Genomic DNA, 16,926 nt, shown 5'->3' with positions numbered 1-16,926 from the left:
GACTAACATAACGCTATCGCGAGCAGGCTCGCTCCCACAGGGCGACGCGTCGAACATGTATTTATCAGGTCGTCTTGGCTTTGCTCGCCTTGCGAGGTGTACCGCTGGCCTTGCGCTTGGCCGGCTTGCGTTTGCTTTTCCATGGGGTGGCCCCTCGGCCGGCAGGGCTGGCCGGGCCGTTGATGGTCAGGCTCATGCCCTGGCAGCGGGCGATGTGTTTGCTCATCCAGGCGGCCTGGCGGGTCACGAACTCTTCCAGGCTCATCTCTCCGCTTTGCACCATGTCCAGCGCCTGCTCCCAGATGGCGGTAGTGCCTGGATCGGCGATGGCGCGGGGCACCGCATCGATCAGGCTGAAGGCCGCCGGTGTGGCGGACAGGGCCTTGCCGTTTTTCACCAGGTAACCCCGGTCGAGCAGGCCCTGGATGATCGAGGCCCGGGTCGCTTCGGTGCCGATGCCGGTGGTGTCCTTGAGCTTTTGCTTGAGCAGCGGATCCTCCACCAGCCGGGCAACGTTCTTCAACGCCTTGATCAGGTCGCCCTCGGTGAACGGTTTGGGGGGCTGGGTCCACAGGTCCTTGAGTTTGACCTCGTCCACGGCGCAGTCGCGACCTTCGACCAGGGCCGGCAAGGTTTGTGGTGCCGGTGCTTCACGGCCTCGTGCCGGAGCCAGCGCTTCGGGCAGGGCGCGTTTCCAGCCGGGTTCGACGATTTGCTTGCCAACGGCCCGCAATGCCTGGGCGGCGCAGTCGAAGTCGGCCTGGGTCCGGTCGTATTCGTGGTTGGGCAGGAACTGCGCCAGATACCGCGCCCGTATCAGCGTATAGACGGCCCGCTGCTTGCCGGCGAGCTTGTCGAGGTTCTTCGCCGCAGCGGTAGGGATGATGCCGTGGTGGGCGCTGACCTTGGCGTCGTTCCAGGCCCGGGATTTGCGTTGGGGCTGCAAGTGCTCGCGCAGCGGCGCCAGACCCGGGTCGGCCTGGGCGAGGGCGGCGAGGATGGCCGCAGCTTCGCTGTGCTGGCTCAAAGGCAGGAAACCGCAATCGCTGCGCGGATAGGTAATGAGCTTGTAGGTCTCATAGAGCGACTGGGCAATGTCCAGGGTTTCCTGGGCGCCGAGGCCGAGTTTCTTCGAGCAGACTTCCTGCAGGGTGCCCAGGTCGAACGGCAACGGCGCCGCTTCGCGCAAGCGCTCGGTGCGCACTTTCATCACCCGGGCGGTGGCAGCGTTGCCCATGGCTTGGGCGGCGTCCTGGGCGAGGGCCTGGTTCAAACAACGTTCCTGATCGTCGCAGGCATCCGGGTCGGCGCGCCACTGGGCGGTGAACACAGTGCCGTCGTGGCGCAGTTGCACGTCGATGGCCCAATAGGCGACCGGTACGAAATCCGCAATGCTGCGGTCGCGATCCACCACCAGGCGCAGGGTGGGGGTCTGCACGCGGCCCACCGGCAGCACGCCCTGATAACCGGACTGACGCCCCAGCAGCGTGAACAGGCGGCTCATGTTCATGCCGATCAGCCAGTCGGCCCGGGAGCGGCCGAGGGCCGAATGGTAGAGGTTGAAGGTTTCGGCGCCCGGCTTGAGTGCGGCCAGGGCCTTGCGGATCGACGCTTCGTCCAGGGCCGACAGCCACAGACGCTGGATCGGTCCACGGTAGCGGCAATGCTCCACCAGTTCCCGGGCAATCATTTCGCCTTCACGGTCGGCGTCGGTGGCGATGACCAGCGTCTTGGCTTCCCCCAACAGGCGCTTGACCGCCTTGTACTGGCCCGCGGTTTTCGGCTTGACCGTCATTTTCCACTGCGTCGGCACGATAGGCAGGTCTGCCAGTACCCAGCGCTTGTAGCGGGCATCGTAGGCGTCGGGCGGGGCGGTCTCCAGCAGATGGCCGATGCACCAGGTGACTGTGATGTTCGCGCCCAGCCAGCAACCGTCACCGCGGCGCGTGGCACCAAGCACGGCAGCGATGTCTTTGGCCTGGGACGGTTTTTCACACAGGTACAGCTGCATAGCGCCCTTTTCCTAAGCAGATTTCATGGGGCTGTAGCATGGTCATGGATGGGCGTCGGAGCAAGTTTTATCTGTATGGATATACAGATAAAGCGTTGCGATGCGTTGCTCCAGGGCGGTTATCGCAACGTTTGGCGGTGTATTTGCACGCAGAATGAATTTCTCGCAAGGGCATCGCTCATAACTTGCAGAGCGGTTGAAACCGCAAAGAACGTTTATGGGGTCAAGGAGAGTCACTTACATGAATTCGATGCCAAAGGGCAACGGACAGGCGGCCGCGCGTTTGATTCTCGTCGTTGAAGATGATCAGACCATTCTGGAGTTCCTGTGTGAGATCCTGCAAGATGAGGGCTTTGCCGTGGAGCCCCGGGAAAGCGCCGACGCGGCGCTGGAATTCCTCAAGCAGAGCGCTGACGATGTGGACTTGTTACTCACCGATATCACCATGCCCGGCAAACTGAACGGCGCGGACCTGGCCAATTTGACCGGCGACCGGTGGCCACAGATACCCTTGTTGATCATGTCCGGTTTCGAAACCCCGGAAAGCGCCGGGATCAAGCATCACGCCTCGTTCATCGCCAAGCCCTGGGCGCTGGGGCAGATGCTGGATCTGGTGGAGAGCACGGTGAAAAATCACTCTGTGCATTGAGCAATGCCAAGAGGGTGAGGTGGCAGGCCTGGGACTGTGCATGTTTGGGTTGCAAGCGGCGATGCGCTCCATGACAATGCGAGTCATTATCAGTCGCGAATTATTCCATTGCCATGCCCGCCAACGATCTGTCCTTACGCAGTGCCGTCGACGTTCTGTACAGTGATCATCACAGTTGGCTCCAAGGCTGGCTGCGCAAGCGTTTGGGCAATGCTTTCGATGCCGCGGACCTGACCCAGGATACCTTCGTGCGCGTCATCAAGGCTCGCTCCGCGTTGGATATTCGTGAGCCGCGACCGTACCTGTCGATGATCGCCAAGGGGCTGTTGATCGATCTGTTTCGCCGCCGTTCGTTGGAACAGTCCTACCTCGAAGCCTTGGCCGCCATGCCGCAAGAGCAGCACCCGTCGCTGGAAGAACAGGCCATCCTGCTCCAGGCCCTGATGGAGATCGACCGCTTGCTGCTGGGGTTGGGGCCGCGTGTCAGGCAGGCGTTCATCCTGTCGCAGTTCGACGGCCTGACTTACCCGCAAATTGCCGAGCGCCTGGGCGTCAGCGTACGTACGGTGAATAACCACATGGCCAAGGCCATGGAACATTGCTGCCTGATGCAGATTCAATTGCAACTTTCATGAACCTGCCAGCCGAAGAGTTGCAAGCCATCCGTGTGGCGGCGCAGTGGTACGCCCGGCTTCACTCCGGCATCACGACCGACGCGGATCGAGCCGGGTGGAATGCCTGGCTGAGCGCAGACCCGCTGCATAGCCAGGCCTGGCAACGAATGACAGCGGTGGCTGAACAGATGGCGAGTGTGCCGGGCGCCCTGGCGGCACCGACCTTGAGTGAACGCCACAATCGATCCCGTCGCCAGGTATTGCGCAGCGTCTTGTTACTGACGTCCGCCAGCGGCCTGGGTTGGTTGGGCTGGCGCAGCCAGGCTACGCAGAACCTGCTTTGCGATTACCGCACCGCAGTGGGCGAGCGCCGCGAGTTTCAGCTGGCGGACGGCAGCACCGTGCTGCTCAACACCCACACCTCGGTCAATGTTCGTTTCGATGGGCGCCAGCGGCTACTGGAGCTGTTGTGGGGGGAGATCCTCGTCACGACGGCGATCGATCCCTTGCAGCGGCCTTTCAAGGTCATCACCGGTCATGTCGAAGTGCTTGCGCTGGGCACGCGTTTTATCGTCCGAGGCCAGGCGCGGGGCGGTGAGGTGGCGGTGCTTGAAAAAGCGGTCGAGGTGAGTCTCCCGACGATTGGCTCGAGGATGCGCGTCGAAGCCGGCCAGCGCCTGGATTTCAATGACCGGTCGCTGGGTACGCTGCGCGGCAACGATGTGTCGGTCGGTGCCTGGCAGAAGGGAAGCATCATCGCCATTGACCGTCCTCTGGCGGCGCTGCTGGATGAACTGTCGCGTTACCGCAACGGCGTGTTGCGTTGTGATCCGGCCATTGCCGACTTGAAGGTTTCCGGCGTGTTTCCCGTCGATAACACCGATCTCGCCCTGGCGGCGCTGGAGAGTGGCTTTTCGTTACGGGTGACCCGCTACAGCCGATTTTGGGTCCGGGTATCGAGCGGCGATCAGCGCTGACGTGGTGGCGCGATAAAAAAGAACACTGTCCTGCACTTTTTATCTCCATCGTTCGGCTCTTCCTCAGTGAGTTTTTATCGACCGTTTGGGGGAGGGGAAGCATGTCTTGGGTAAGCGCGCCAGGTCGTCTGGTGTTTGCAGTGAAAATCGGCTTGCTGGCAGCCGTGACCGGCAGCGTCGGGGTCGTGAATGCCAGTCCGGCTCCAGGTGCCTCGGCGCAGCAGCGTTCGGTGCAGGCCTACGATATCGGGGCGGGCAGCCTGGTGGATGTTCTGACCCGGTTCTCCAGCGCCGCCGGTGTCGCCATTTCGTTTGATGCCCGGCAACTCCAGGGCCTGCAATCGCCCGGCCTGAGAGGTTCGTTCGGCGTGGGCGATGGGTTTGCCCGCATTCTTGGCGGTAGCGGCCTGCAAGCCGACCGCCAGGCCAACGGCACGTACGTGCTGCGCCCCGTGCCGGCCAACGGTTCGGCCATGCAACTGGGAGCAACCACCATCGAGGCGCAGATGCTCGGAGCGACCACCGAGAACAGTGGCTCCTACACGACGGGGGCGGTCACGATCGGCAAAGGCGAGCACTCCCTGCGCGAGACGCCGCAGTCGGTGACAGTGATCACTCGCAAGATGCTCGATGACCAGAACCTGAACACCATCGATCAAGTGATGGAAAAAACGCCCGGCATTACCGTCTACGACTCGACCATGGGCGGCAAATATTTCTACTCCCGTGGGTTCCGGATGTCCGGTCAGTATCAATACGACGGTGTTCCGCTGGACATGGGCAACAGCTATGTCCAGGCCGACAGTTTCAGCAGTGACATGGCGTATTACGATCGGGTCGAAGTCCTGCGCGGTGCCGCCGGGATGATGAAGGGCGCCGGCGGCACGTCCGGTGGCGTCAATTTCGTCCGTAAACGCGGCCAGGCCACGGCCCAGACCGAACTCAGCCTCTCGGGTGGCACCTGGGACAACTACCGCGGGCAGGTCGATACCGGTGGCCCGCTGAATGATTCCGGCACCCTGCGGGGCAGGGCGGTGATCGCCGAACAGAGCCGGCATTATTTCTACGACGATGCTCGGCGCAAGGACCAGATTTACTACGGTGCCCTGGACTTCGACCTGACGCCCGACACCACCCTCGGCCTGGGCCTGGCCTATGAGGACGTCGATGCGAGTCCTTGCTGGGGCGGGCAGCCGCGCTACAGGGATGGCAGCGATTTGAAACTCAGTCGCTCTTGCCTGGATCCGTCGTGGAACACTTGGCGTAGCCAGCGGACCACGGTGTTCAGCGATCTCAAGCATCAACTCAATGACGACTGGGCCGTGAAGGTGGCCGGTGTCTATACGAAAAACACCCAGGACATCAAATACGCCTTTGCATCCGGCTCGGTGACGCCGGGTGTCTCGACCACCAATGTGCTGGGCAGCATGTACGACTATGACCAGGTCGATTACGGCCTCGACGCCTATCTGGACGGCAAGTTCGACGCCCTCGGGCAGCAGCATGAGTTGATCGTCGGCTTCAACGCCAGCCGTTCGGACAAGGACGATTTTTTCTCGGTCGCCTTCCTGCCGCAGCAACAGAACGTATTCGATCCGGATCGACACATTCCGGAACCGGATGACAGTTACTTCATCGAGAACTCAACGCGCGGTGGCCCGGTGAAAACCGTCACCCGGCAACAAGGCCTGTATTCGACCCTGCGCCTGAAACTGGCGGACCCGTTGACGTTTGTCGTGGGCAGCCGGGTGAGTTGGTACAACTCCAAGACCGACTCGGTGTTCCTCACCGGCGGTTCGGAACACGCCAAGAGCACGGAGACAGGCCAGGTCACCCCGTTTGCCGCTGTGTTGCTGGACCTCAACGAACACCTGACGGCCTACGCCAGTTACTCGGACATTTTCACGCCCCAAGGCAACTACCGTTCCGAAAGCGGTTCGGCACTCAAGCCCCTGGTGGGTGAAAGCTATGAGCTGGGGATCAAGGGCGAATGGTTCGAGGGACGCCTGAACAGCGCCTTCAACCTGTTCCGCACGTTGCAGAAAGACCAGGCCCAGACCGACTACAACTCAAGCTGTGCGTCCTCGGACGGTTACTGCTACGAGAACGCCGGCAAGGTTTGCGCCCAGGGTTTCGAAGCCGAGATCAGCGGTGAAGTCATCGAGCGCCTGCAACTGCTTGCCGGTTACACCTACACCCAGACCAAGACCCTGAACGACATTGATACCAGCCTCAACGGCGGCTCGTTCAACAGCTATGTGCCGCGTCATGTGCTGCGTCTGTGGGGCGATTATGCCCTGGGTGGGGCGTTCGAACGGTTCAGCGTCGGTGCGGGGGTCAATGCCCAAAGCGACAATTTCCGGGTATCGCCGGCGACGGGGGAGAAGATCACCCAGGCCGGTTATGCCGTGTGGAATGGTCGCGTCGGCTACCGCATCGATGACACCTGGTCGCTGGCCCTCAACGGCAACAACCTGTTCGACAAGCGCTACTACAGCACCATCGGGACCGAGAGTTTCGGTAACTATTACGGTGAGCCGCGCAACTTCACCATGACCCTGAAGGCGCACTTCTGATCCGCTGGCGAGGGAACAAACGCCCTCGCCACGGTTTTGCCCTCAGTTTTTATCCAGGTCCACGTTCCGGGTTTCCCGCAGGCAAATCATGCCCACCACCAGGCTCACCCCGGTGATCATCACCGGGTACCACAGCCCGTAGAAAATGTCCCCGGTGTAGACCACCAGGGCAAACGACACGGTGGGCAGGAAACCGCCGAACCAGCCGTTGCCGATGTGGTAGGGCAGGGACATGGAGGTGTAGCGGATCCGAGTGGGAAACAGTTCGACCATCAGCGCCGCCAGTGGGCCGTAGCACATGGCTGAAATGATGATCAGCGCCACGATCAGTGCCACGATCATCGGCCGGTTGATCTGCTGGGCATCGGCCTGTTGTGGGTAGCCCGCCAGGGTCACCGCGCCGCGCAGGGCGGCTTCGTCGTAGCCTTCAAGCTTCACATCACCGACGCTGACCTGCACATCACTGCCGGCCGGCGCCGCGACACTGCTGTAGGGCAGGCCTTGCTTGACCAGGAAGGTCTTGACCTTGTCGCATGGGCTGTCAAAGCGCGCCTTGCCCACCGGGTCGAACTGGAAGGTGCACGTGGCCGGATCGGCGATCACGGTGATTGGTGCCTGACGGCTCGCCAGGTCAATGGCCGGGTTGGCGTAGTGGGCCAGTGTCTTGAAGATCGGAAAGTACAACGCCGTCGCCAGCAACAGGCCAATCATCAGTACCGGTTTGCGCCCGACCTTGTCCGACAGCCAGCCAAAAAAGATGAAGAACGGTGCGCCGATGACCACGCTGACGATCAGCAGGCTGTTGGCCAGGGCCGGATCCATCTTCAGGAACTGGGTGAGGAAAAACAGCACATAGAACTGCGCGGCGTAGAAGGTCACCGCTTGCCCGGCGTTGATGCTGAACAGCGCGATCAGCACCACCTTGAGATTTTCCCATTTGCCAAAGGATTCGCGGATCGGCGCCTTGCAGCACTTGCCTTCTTCTTTCATTTTCAAGAAGGACGGCGATTCATGCAGGCTCAGGCGAATCCAGGTGGAGATGCCCAGCAACACGATCGACAGCAAAAATGGAATGCGCCAGCCCCAGACTTCGAACTGATCGCCCGTGAAATAACGACAGCCCAGTACCACCAGCAGCGAGAGCAGCAGCCCGAGGGTGGCGGTGGACTGAATCCAGCTGGTGTGGAAACCGCGCTTGCCCATCGGCGCGTGTTCGGCGACGTAGGTGGCAGCACCGCCGTACTCACCGCCCAAGGCCAGGCCCTGGAGCATGCGCAGCACCACGAGGATGATGGGCGCGGCAATGCCGATGCTGGCGTAGTTGGGCAACAGGCCGACGCAGAACGTCGCCAGGCCCATGAGTACGATGGTGGCCAGGAAGGTGTATTTGCGTCCGATCATGTCTCCCAGCCGTCCGAACACCAGTGCGCCGAAAGGCCGCACGATGAAACCGGCGGCGAATGCCATCAGGGCGAAGATGAATGCCGTGGTGTCGTTGACCCCGGCAAAGAACTGCTTGCTGATCACCGCCGCCAGGGCGCCATAGAGGAAAAAGTCATACCACTCGAACACCGTCCCCAAGGACGAGGCGAAGATGACTTTCTGGGTTTCCTGGCTGGTGCCGGCGCTGCGCGTGGCTTCCAGGGACTGAACATGTTCAGACATTTGGGTATCCCTCACAGTGATTGTTTTTGTTGTTCCACTGTCGACGCCGGTACAGCGTCTCCTGTTTTGCTGCATACCTTGAATTCAAAGGGTTCTCCTTGTGGGAGCGAGCCTGCTCGCGAAAGCGGTATGCCGGTCGACATCATCGTGAGCTGATACACCGCCTTCGCGAGCAGGCTCGCTCCCACAGGGGGATTCTGTTGTTCTTCAGACCGTGGCAGGTTCCTTTTGGGGCGTGGTGCTGCGGATGTCCGCCTCGAGGATCATCTGCGCCGCCTTCTCGGCAATCATCAGCGTGGGCGAGCAGGTGTTGCCCGAGGTGATGCGCGGCATGATCGAGGCGTCGGCGATGCGCAGGCCGTTGATGCCGTGAACCCGCAGTTGCGCATCCACCACCGCGTCGCGGTCCTGGCCCATGCGGCAGGTGCCCACCGGGTGGAAAATCGTCGTGCCTATACGGGCGGCGGCCTGGTGCAGTTCTTCCTCGGTTTGCAGGCTTGGTCCCGGCAGGTATTCCACCGGCTTGAAGGCGCTCAACGCCGGGGCGGCGACGATGCGTCGGGTCAGGCGGATGGCGTCGGCGGCGACCCGCAAGTCTTCGGGATGGCTCAGGTAGTTGGGCTGGATCAGCGGTGCCTCGTGCGGGTCGGCCGAGCGAATGTCCACCCGGCCGCGGCTTTGCGGACGCAGGTCACAGACCGACGCAGTGAACGCCGGGAAACTGTGCAGTGGTTCGCCAAAGCGTTCCAGCGACAAGGGCTGTACGTGGTATTCGAGGTTGGCCGAGGTCTGTTCCGGCCCCGAGCGGGCGAACGCGCCGAGTTGGCTGGGGGCCATGGACAGCGGGCCGCTGCGATCATAGAGGTAGCGCAGCCCCATGCCCATCTTGCCCCATAAAGTGCCGGCGATCTGGTTCAGGGTACGGGCGTTTTCCAACTGGTAGATCAGCCGCAGTTGCAAGTGGTCCTGCAAGTTGCCGCCCACGCCGGGCAGCTCATGAACCACGCCAATGCCCAGGCGTTGCAACAGGTTGCGCGGACCGATTCCCGAGCGCTGCAAAATACCCGGCGAGCCGACGGCTCCGGCGCACAGCACGATTTCCTTGCGCGCCTTGAACGTCATGCTTTTGCCTTGCCAACGGGCGCTGACGGCGTGGGCCCGGTTGTCACGCAACAGCACGCGGTCGACTTCGACATCGGTCATTACCGTGAGGTTGGGGCGCTGGCGAACCGGTTTGAGGAAGGCCTTGGCCGCGTTCCAGCGCACCCCGGCTTTCTGGTTGACCTGGAAATAGCCGCAGCCTTCGTTGTCGCCGCCGTTGAAGTCGTCGACGCTGGGGATACCGCTCTGCTCGGCGGCGGTGCGAAACGCATCGAGAATCGGCCATGACAGGCGCTGGCGTTCGACCCGCCATTCCCCGGCGGCGCCATGGAGCTCGGAGTCTCCGGCAAAGTGGTTTTCGCTCTGTCTGAACAACGGCAGCACGTCTTTCCAGGCCCAGCCAGGGTTGCCCTCGGCGGCCCAGCTATCGTAATCCGCGGCCTGGCCGCGCATGTAGATCATGCCGTTGATGGAGGAGCAGCCACCCAGCACCTTGCCCCGTGGGTAACTCAGTGCGCGCCCTTGCAAACCCGCTTGCGCCTCGGTCTTGAAGCACCAGTCGGTGCGCGGGTTGCCGATGCAGAACAGGTAGCCGACCGGGATGTGAATCCACGGATAGTTGTCGCGCCCGCCCGCTTCAAGCAACAACACCCGGTGCTGCGCGTTGGCGCTAAGCCGGTTGGCCAGCAGGCATCCGGCAGGGCCGGCGCCCACGATCACGTAATCGTATTCATCGACGACAGGTTGCATTCGCGACCTCATTTTTGTTCTTGTGGGATGCATCCTAGTTGTTAGGTTTCGTCAAAAGAATGTTAGTTTTTGCGCAACCGCTGTGCGTTTTTAAACAGTCCTGCCTTCAGGCGTGTTCAAGGATGGCCCATGTTCGACTGGAATGACCTGCGCTACTTTCTGGAACTGCAACGCAGCGGCCGTTTGCTCACGGCCGCACGACGCCTGAACACCACCCATGCCACTGTGGCCCGGCACATCGAAGCCATCGAGAAAAGCCTGGGCACCGCGTTGTTTGTCCAGCATGCCCAGGGTTATGAACTGACCCCCGCGGGCGAATCGTTGCTCAAGCACGCCGAAGCCATGGAAAACGTGGCGCTACTGGCTCAGGAGGACATCACCCAGTCCAGCGCGCCCTTGGGCAAGATCCGCGTGGGGGTGACGGAAGGGCTGGGCATCATGTTTTTAGCCAGCCGCATGGAGGGTCTGTTCCAGCGCTATCCGGGGCTGGAGGTGGAGTTGGTGGCGGTGCCGCGTTTTGTCAGCATCCTCAACCGCGAAGTGGAAATCAGCATTCACCTCGAACGCCCGGTGGCCGACCTGCTGGTGACCCGCAAGCTCACCGACTACAGTCTGGCGCTCTACGCCAGCCAGGCCTACCTGGACCGCTCGCCACCGTTGCGCAGTCGCGAAGACCTGGCCCGCCATGCCTGGATCGGGTATGTCGACGACCTGCTGTTCAGCCAGGAACTGATGTTTCTCAACAGCTTTTGCCGCAACCCTCGGGTGGTGTTCCACAGTACCAGCGTCATCGCCCAGCAACAGGCTGCACGCTCGGGATTGGGGATTGCCGTACTGCCTTGCTACATGGCCAGCAGCGACCCGGCCCTGGTCCCTTTACTGCCCGATGAAACCATCCGCCGCAGCTACTGGATCAGCACCCGCCGCGAACTACACAAATCCGTGCGCCTGCGGGTGCTCTGGGATTATGTGGTGCAGTTGTGCGAGCGCGAGCAGGGGCTGCTGCTGCCCTGATCGCCAATGTCCCTGGCCATCGATCATCCAGCGCTGGCCGCGCAAGTCCCCTTTTATGGCCCCCAATGACCTCAAGCCAACGCGCGGGCGTGCCTTAGTGTGAGTCTGTCTGACCCAACACAATAAAGGCGTGCTCATTGCGCCACCAAGAGGGGCCCCATGTCGGTACCAACGTCTTCAGCCTGGACTCACGCCGCGGCGATTCTTTCGCTTGGCGTATTGCTCGCCGGTTGCGGCGAAGAGGCCAAAACGAGCCCGCCCAGGGCCTTAACGAGTGTGCCCGCCGACGGAGCGCTGGCACAAATCTACGACAGCAGTTGCAAGCTCTGCCACGCCAACCCCGGCGCCGGAGCGCCCCTGACCGGCGACGCCAACGCCTGGGCGCCGCGAGTGGCCCAGGGCAGCGACACCCTGCTTGATCACACGATCAACGGCTACAACGGCATGCCGCCGATGGGGCTGTGCATGCACTGTTCCGAAGAGCAGTTCCTGGCCCTGATCGGCTTCATGTCCGGCCAGCCATTGCAATGACCAACAGGGGAACGACGGCATGACGATGGACTATTCACGGCGCCAGTGGCTGCAACGGGCCGCCGCTGTCGCGGCCTTCACGGCGCTGGGCAGCCAGGGTGCCCTGGCCGAGTTGATGCGCGCCCCGCGACTGATTCCGTGGCGCAATTGGTCCGGTGCGCAAAGTTGCCTGCCGGCAGCGCGTCTGGCTCCCAAGAATCTGGATGAACTGGTGCAAATCGTGGCCCGCGCCGAAGGGCGGATTCGTCCGGTGGGTTCAGGCCATTCCTTCAGCGCCCTGGTGCCCACGGACGGGACTTTGCTGTCGCTGAGTTTTTTCAGCGGTCTGCTGGATCACGATGTCGTCAGCCTGCAGGCCGAGTTCGGTGGCGGCACGCCCATGTCGCGCATGGGCCCGGCACTCAAGGCCATCGGTCAGGCGCTACCGAACATGGCCGACGTGGATTACCAGACCCTGGCCGGGGCCATCGCCACCTCGACCCACGGCACTGGCAAGGCATTCGGTTCGTATTCGGCGCAGGTGGTCGGGCTGCAACTGGTGACGGCCGGCGGCGAGGTGCTTGATTGCGATGCCAACCGCCATCCCGAAGTGTTCAAGGCCGGGCGGGTGTCACTGGGTGCGCTGGGGCTGGTGACCCGTGTGCGTTTGCAGAACCGTCCTGCTTATCGGCTGCGCGAGCGCCAGTGGGTGGCGAAAACCGAAGAGTTGCTCGAGGACCTGGACACCAACACTCGGGACAACCAGCATTGGGAAATGCAGGTGGTCACCCATTCCGACTATGCGTTGTCGATTGCCTTGAACGAAACCACCGATCCGGCCACTGCACCGGTGAGCCCCGAGGAGGAGGGTGGCAACGAATTCGTCACCCTGATCGAAAAGCTCGACAAGTATGGCAGCGACTTTCCGACGATCCGGCGCACGTTGCTCAACAGCCTGCGGCTGGTGGCCGACTTCGAGGATCGGGTTGGCGATTCCCACGACATCTACGCCAATGCGCGCACCGTGCGCTTCAACGAGATGGAGTATTCAGTGCCGGCTGAACACGGTCCGGCGTGCCTGCGGGAAATCCTCAAGCTGATCCGCGACAAAGACCTGCGCACCTGGTTTCCCATTGAGTACCGCTACGTGAAGGCCGATGACATCGCCCTGAGCATGTTCGAAGGCCGCGACAGTTGCTCGATCTCCGTGCACCAGCATTACCAGATGGACCATCACAATTTCTTCGCCGCCATCGAGCCGGTCTTCTGGAAATACCAGGGGCGCCCGCATTGGGGAAAACTGCATTCCTTGAACGCCAGGACGCTCCAGGCGCTCTACCCACGCTGGAATGAGTTTGCCCAGGTGCGCCAGGCCCTGGACCCTGGCGGAAAATTCCTCAACGGGCATCTTTCAACGATTCTGGGAGCGAGCTGATGGGTTTCAATCGTCGAGGGTTCCTGGCTGGGACGGTGGGCGCCGGACTGTTGCTGACCGGCGTCGGTGCCTGGCTGCGACCGCGGGACCAGGGCGGGCCGTACAGCGATTATTTCCGCCAGTTGAACCGGGAACTCAAGGCCCACGGTCCCATGCGACCGGTGATGCTGATTGACCTGGACCGACTCGATCACAACATCGACGTGGTAATGGCCTCGGTCCGGCGCGCCGGCAAACAGCTGCGCTTGGTGGAGAAGTCCCTGCCATCGCCGGGGCTGTTGAACTACATTGGCCAGCGAGCCGAGACTCGACGGTTGATGTCGTTCCACCAACCGTTTCTCAACCACGATGCGTTGCAGTTTCCCACGGCTGATATTTTGCTGGGCAAACCTCTCCCAGTGCGCAGCGCCGCGTTGTTCTATGAGCTTCACAAAGGACCCTTCGATCCGTCACGCCAGTTGCAGTGGCTGCTGGACACACCTGAACGGCTTGAGCAATACCGGGCCCTGGCCCAGGGGCTTGGTACTCGCTTGCGGATCAATATCGAACTGGATGTAGGCCTGCACCGGGGCGGAGTAGCCGACGATGCCACGCTGGAGGCGATGCTCAAGCTGATCCGGGCGAACCCGACGCACTTGGAATTTGCCGGGTTCATGGGCTACGACCCGTTCGTGGGCATGGGCGTGCCCGAGCTGCTGGCAACCCCTCAGGAGCTGCTGGCGCGGGTCATGGCGATCTACACCGCACGGGTGGATTTCGTGCGTCTGCGCTACCCCGACCTCTGGCATCCTGGCCTGACCCTCAACACCGCCGGCAGCCCCAGCTATCGCTTGCACGAACGGGAGAAACTGAGCAGTGAAGTCTCGGTGGGCACGGCCATGCTCAAACCCAGCCACTACGACCTGCCATCGTTGAGCGAGCACGTTCCGGCGGCCTACATCGCCACGCCGGTCTTGAAGCGCACCGGCCCGGTCAACATCCCCGCGCTGGACGACAAGTCGCGGATTTTTTCCTGGTGGGACGTGAACCAGCGCGAGACTTTTTTCATCTACGGCGGCAACTGGATGGCCGATCTCGAATCCCCCCCGGGCTTGAAGCACAACGACCTCTACGGTCGCAGCTCCAATCAGGAAATGGTCAACGGTTCTGAAACGGTGGGTCTGGCGGTGGAGGACCAGGTGTTCCTGCGACCGACCCAGAGCGAGTCGGTGCTGTTGCAGTTCGGTGATCTGCTGGCCGTGCGCGGAGGGCGGATAGTCGAGATGTGGCCGGTCTATAGCTGACCACGGATCTTGTGGGAGCGAGCCTGCTCGCGATGACGGCGGTACATTCAGCATCAATGTAGGCCGATCCACGGCTATCGCGAGCAGGCTCGCTCCCACAAGGAATTGCTGGTGAGCCTGCCGGAATCGAATAGAGCGTTCACAACGCAAACGGAATACTGATCTTGGCCCAGAGCATTTCGCCTTCGGGGCGGTTCTCTACGTTGAACTCCTTGGCCCAGCGGATCTCGGCGCTGGCGTATTTGAGAAAGGTCAGGTGCAGCGCCGGACCGATGGCGAACACCTGGCCGCGCACGCCGTCATCCACGTCCTGACCGGCGAACTGCACGGTGCGGCCGTATTGTTTGTCGTCGGTGGTCTGCTTGAGGTAGTAACCGTTGAGCCCCAGCATCACGTTGTCCGTCAGCCGGTAACTGGCGGAGTAATCGAAGTGAAAAATCTGCCCTGAGCGGTAGTCGGTGTCCTTGTTCTCGCGATTGAAACTGTAAGTGCTTTTCATCGACACCTCGGTGTTTTCCGTGGGCAACCAGGTGAAGGAAAACAGCGGCTTGTAGGTGTAGAAATTGGTGCTGGTGTTGGCCAGGCGGTCGGTGCTGTATTCGCCGGTCGGCACGGTGATTTCCAGTGCGGCGGCCAGGGTCAGGTTTTTGCCCATGTCCCACAGCACGATGGGCGAAATGGTGGTATCGCCCATGCCTTCGCGAGTGTCCTGCAGGCCGAACACCGAGATTTCCTGTTTGATCCAGGGCTGGCCAACGTAGATACCCAGGCGTCCACCGGCCACCCGCAAAGGGCTCAGATAATCGATCCGGGGGACCACCGCCGTGGATTCGATTTCGACATCCGGGACTTCGCCGCCCAACGAACTGATGTTGAATTTCCTGGCCTTGTAATGGTTGTAGTAGAGGTTGAACGCAAACATGTGGTCAGGAAGGTTGTCGACGTCCAGCGGCAACACGAAGAAACCGTCGGTGCCGGTGCCGATGTTATCGACTCCGGTTTCGGTGGCCAGGGCCGGCAGGGCACAGGCCAGGCCGAGGGTCAGTTGCAAGGCGAATGTCGTGCGGGTCGGGTTCATGCGGGGGCTCATTATTATTGTTGGAAATGCACCAAAGGTCCGAGCCATACAAATAAGCCGTTCGCCGCCGACAGGGCAGGGTATTGGCGGCCACACAGGGGACATGGGCGGCCAGATTTTTGTGCCCCTCTATACGCTGGGTCATGCTAACGTTTATGAAACAACCGGTTACAAAGACGCCGCCTAACGTACCCCGGAACCCGCCCATGCAGATGAAAGTCATCGACCCGACCTATGAACTGGCGCTGGTGTCGCCGTTTCTTTTGCAAACCTTGGCCGACGTGGTGGCAGACCAGGGTTTCGATGCCGCCAGCCTGTGTCGCGGCCTTGGTTTCGGGCTCGACGATCTGCAGGATCCTGCCCAGCGGATTTCCTATCGCCAGGCCGTGGTCATGATCCAGCGGGCGCTCAAGCTGTTGCCTGATCGGGGCCTGGGCTTGTGGGTTGGCGATCGCAATGTATTGGGTACCCTGGGCCTGCTGGGCCACGTGTTGTCGCTGTGCGAAACCCTGCGCGATGTCTTTGCCCTGGGGATTCGGTATCAACACACCACCGGCGGTATCGCAGTCTCGAGTGTTGAAGAGGCCAGTGACCGGATCATGGTCGAGGCGACTTGCCGCCTGCCTTTTGCCGAGGTCCAGGTCTTTGCGGTCGAAGAGTTTTTCGCCAGCCTGATGGTGTACGGCAGGGCGTTGGCAGGGCCTGACTTCAGGCCCCAGGCCGTGGAGTTCATGCACGCTGCGCCGTCTTATGCCCAGGAATACCAACGGGTCCTGGGGCCGGATGTGCGTTTCGGTTGTCGTCACAATCGCATGCTGATCGATGCCTGCTGGCTCGGCGTACGCCTGCCCAACCATCACCCGCTGGCCTTGCGTCAGGCCCTGGCCTTGCTGGAACAGGAGGCCACTGAGGTCCATCGCAAGATCGATCTGATCCAGGCGGTGGAGCGGGCGATTGCCCGGGACCTGACCCGTGGCAGCCACATCGAGAAAATCGCCAGCGACCTCAACATGAGCAGCCGCACCCTGCGCCGACGCTTGACCGAGCACAACCTGACCTTCGAAGCCTTGCTTGAACAGGTGCGTCGTGGCCGGACCCTGAACCTGCTGGCCAACCCCGACTGGTCCATCGAGCGCATCACCGAAGAGGTCGGCTACAGCGATGTGCGCAGTTTCCGCCGGGCGTTCCGGCGCTGGACCGGGATGAGCCCGAGCGCGTTTCGGACCGAGGGGTCGACACCGGCTTAGCCGGGACGGTCAATGG

Annotated in this window: 13 protein-coding genes; 9 read left to right on the top strand and 4 right to left on the bottom strand. The window is 61.8% G+C overall.

Annotation, left to right across the window (positions count from 1 at the left end):
• Nucleotides 1-64 precede the first annotated feature (64 nt).
• Nucleotides 65-2,011 carry a DNA topoisomerase III gene (locus QOM08_RS17980; RefSeq protein ID WP_316911933.1) on the bottom strand — a complete coding sequence of 649 codons (1,947 nt, stop codon included), beginning with the start codon at nucleotides 2,009-2,011 and terminating at the stop codon, nucleotides 65-67.
• Between the two features lie 241 nt (nucleotides 2,012-2,252).
• Between QOM08_RS17980 and QOM08_RS17975 the strand changes: the two genes are divergently transcribed.
• From QOM08_RS17975 to QOM08_RS17960, 4 genes are all read left to right on the top strand, one after another.
• The gene (locus tag QOM08_RS17975; protein WP_047227796.1) at nucleotides 2,253-2,660 is read left to right on the top strand and encodes a response regulator; all 408 of its coding nucleotides are present in this window, start codon (nucleotides 2,253-2,255) and stop codon (nucleotides 2,658-2,660) included.
• A 113-nt stretch (nucleotides 2,661-2,773) separates the two neighbouring features.
• Nucleotides 2,774-3,295, top strand: a complete 522-nt coding sequence (locus QOM08_RS17970) for a sigma-70 family RNA polymerase sigma factor (protein WP_047227797.1) — start codon at nucleotides 2,774-2,776, stop codon at nucleotides 3,293-3,295.
• Nucleotides 3,292-4,251, top strand: coding sequence for a FecR domain-containing protein (locus QOM08_RS17965; RefSeq protein ID WP_316911932.1), 960 nt, complete (start codon nucleotides 3,292-3,294; stop codon nucleotides 4,249-4,251). The genes QOM08_RS17970 and QOM08_RS17965 overlap by 4 nt, the downstream gene beginning before the upstream one ends.
• A 101-nt stretch (nucleotides 4,252-4,352) precedes the next feature.
• Nucleotides 4,353-6,827 (top strand): TonB-dependent siderophore receptor, encoded by a 2,475-nt coding sequence (locus QOM08_RS17960; RefSeq protein ID WP_316911931.1) that lies wholly within the window; start codon nucleotides 4,353-4,355, stop codon nucleotides 6,825-6,827.
• Nucleotides 6,828-6,869: 42 nt separating this feature from the next.
• Here QOM08_RS17960 and QOM08_RS17955 read toward each other — a convergent pair whose 3' ends face one another.
• Together QOM08_RS17955 and QOM08_RS17950 are read right to left on the bottom strand one after the other, a co-directional pair.
• Nucleotides 6,870-8,492: an MFS transporter gene (locus QOM08_RS17955; protein WP_047227800.1), complete on the bottom strand. Its 1,623-nt coding sequence runs from the start codon at nucleotides 8,490-8,492 to the stop codon at nucleotides 6,870-6,872.
• A 207-nt stretch (nucleotides 8,493-8,699) separates the two neighbouring features.
• Nucleotides 8,700-10,343: a GMC family oxidoreductase gene (locus QOM08_RS17950; protein WP_316911930.1), complete on the bottom strand. Its 1,644-nt coding sequence runs from the start codon at nucleotides 10,341-10,343 to the stop codon at nucleotides 8,700-8,702.
• Nucleotides 10,344-10,472: 129 nt separating this feature from the next.
• Here QOM08_RS17950 and QOM08_RS17945 point away from each other — a divergent pair, with 129 nt between their 5' ends.
• The 4 genes from QOM08_RS17945 to QOM08_RS17930 all read left to right on the top strand — a co-directional run bounded on the left by QOM08_RS17945 (nucleotide 10,473) and on the right by QOM08_RS17930 (nucleotide 14,585).
• Nucleotides 10,473-11,357 carry a LysR family transcriptional regulator gene (locus tag QOM08_RS17945; protein ID WP_107322642.1) on the top strand — a complete coding sequence of 295 codons (885 nt, stop codon included), beginning with the start codon at nucleotides 10,473-10,475 and terminating at the stop codon, nucleotides 11,355-11,357.
• Between the two features lie 159 nt (nucleotides 11,358-11,516).
• Nucleotides 11,517-11,888, top strand: coding sequence for a c-type cytochrome (locus QOM08_RS17940; protein ID WP_047227803.1), 372 nt, complete (start codon nucleotides 11,517-11,519; stop codon nucleotides 11,886-11,888).
• Between the two features lie 115 nt (nucleotides 11,889-12,003).
• Nucleotides 12,004-13,302 (top strand): D-arabinono-1,4-lactone oxidase, encoded by a 1,299-nt coding sequence (locus QOM08_RS17935; RefSeq protein ID WP_177513953.1) that lies wholly within the window; start codon nucleotides 12,004-12,006, stop codon nucleotides 13,300-13,302.
• A gap of 74 nt (nucleotides 13,303-13,376) precedes the next feature.
• Nucleotides 13,377-14,585, top strand: a complete 1,209-nt coding sequence (locus tag QOM08_RS17930; protein ID WP_188251113.1) for a DSD1 family PLP-dependent enzyme — start codon at nucleotides 13,377-13,379, stop codon at nucleotides 14,583-14,585.
• Between the two features lie 139 nt (nucleotides 14,586-14,724).
• Here the strand turns inward: QOM08_RS17930 and QOM08_RS17925 are convergent, their stop codons facing one another.
• Nucleotides 14,725-15,663 (bottom strand): transporter, encoded by a 939-nt coding sequence (locus QOM08_RS17925; protein ID WP_047227806.1) that lies wholly within the window; start codon nucleotides 15,661-15,663, stop codon nucleotides 14,725-14,727.
• Between the two features lie 206 nt (nucleotides 15,664-15,869).
• On the opposite strand from QOM08_RS17925, the gene QOM08_RS17920 reads away from it, so the two are divergent.
• The gene (locus QOM08_RS17920; protein WP_047227807.1) at nucleotides 15,870-16,910 is read left to right on the top strand and encodes an AraC family transcriptional regulator; all 1,041 of its coding nucleotides are present in this window, start codon (nucleotides 15,870-15,872) and stop codon (nucleotides 16,908-16,910) included.
• The last annotated feature ends 16 nt before the right edge of the window (nucleotides 16,911-16,926 follow it).

The organism is Pseudomonas sp. P105 (assembly GCF_032614175.1).
GTDB classification, from domain to species: Bacteria; Pseudomonadota; Gammaproteobacteria; order Pseudomonadales; family Pseudomonadaceae; genus Aquipseudomonas; species Aquipseudomonas rhizophila.
This window is presented reverse-complemented; position numbering and strand designations above follow the sequence as displayed.

Coding starts and splice junctions, on each gene's coding strand:
- QOM08_RS17925 (WP_047227806.1), bottom strand. CDS start 15,663: ATGAACCCGACCCGCACGACATTCGCCTTGCAACTGACCCTCGGCCTG.
- QOM08_RS17970 (WP_047227797.1), top strand. CDS start 2,774: ATGCCCGCCAACGATCTGTCCTTACGCAGTGCCGTCGACGTTCTGTAC.
- QOM08_RS17935 (WP_177513953.1), top strand. CDS start 12,004: ATGCGCGCCCCGCGACTGATTCCGTGGCGCAATTGGTCCGGTGCGCAA.
- QOM08_RS17955 (WP_047227800.1), bottom strand. CDS start 8,492: ATGTCTGAACATGTTCAGTCCCTGGAAGCCACGCGCAGCGCCGGCACC.
- QOM08_RS17940 (WP_047227803.1), top strand. CDS start 11,517: ATGTCGGTACCAACGTCTTCAGCCTGGACTCACGCCGCGGCGATTCTT.
- QOM08_RS17920 (WP_047227807.1), top strand. CDS start 15,870: ATGCAGATGAAAGTCATCGACCCGACCTATGAACTGGCGCTGGTGTCG.
- QOM08_RS17965 (WP_316911932.1), top strand. CDS start 3,292: ATGAACCTGCCAGCCGAAGAGTTGCAAGCCATCCGTGTGGCGGCGCAG.
- QOM08_RS17960 (WP_316911931.1), top strand. CDS start 4,353: ATGTCTTGGGTAAGCGCGCCAGGTCGTCTGGTGTTTGCAGTGAAAATC.
- QOM08_RS17950 (WP_316911930.1), bottom strand. CDS start 10,343: ATGCAACCTGTCGTCGATGAATACGATTACGTGATCGTGGGCGCCGGC.
- QOM08_RS17975 (WP_047227796.1), top strand. CDS start 2,253: ATGAATTCGATGCCAAAGGGCAACGGACAGGCGGCCGCGCGTTTGATT.
- QOM08_RS17980 (WP_316911933.1), bottom strand. CDS start 2,011: ATGCAGCTGTACCTGTGTGAAAAACCGTCCCAGGCCAAAGACATCGCT.
- QOM08_RS17945 (WP_107322642.1), top strand. CDS start 10,473: ATGTTCGACTGGAATGACCTGCGCTACTTTCTGGAACTGCAACGCAGC.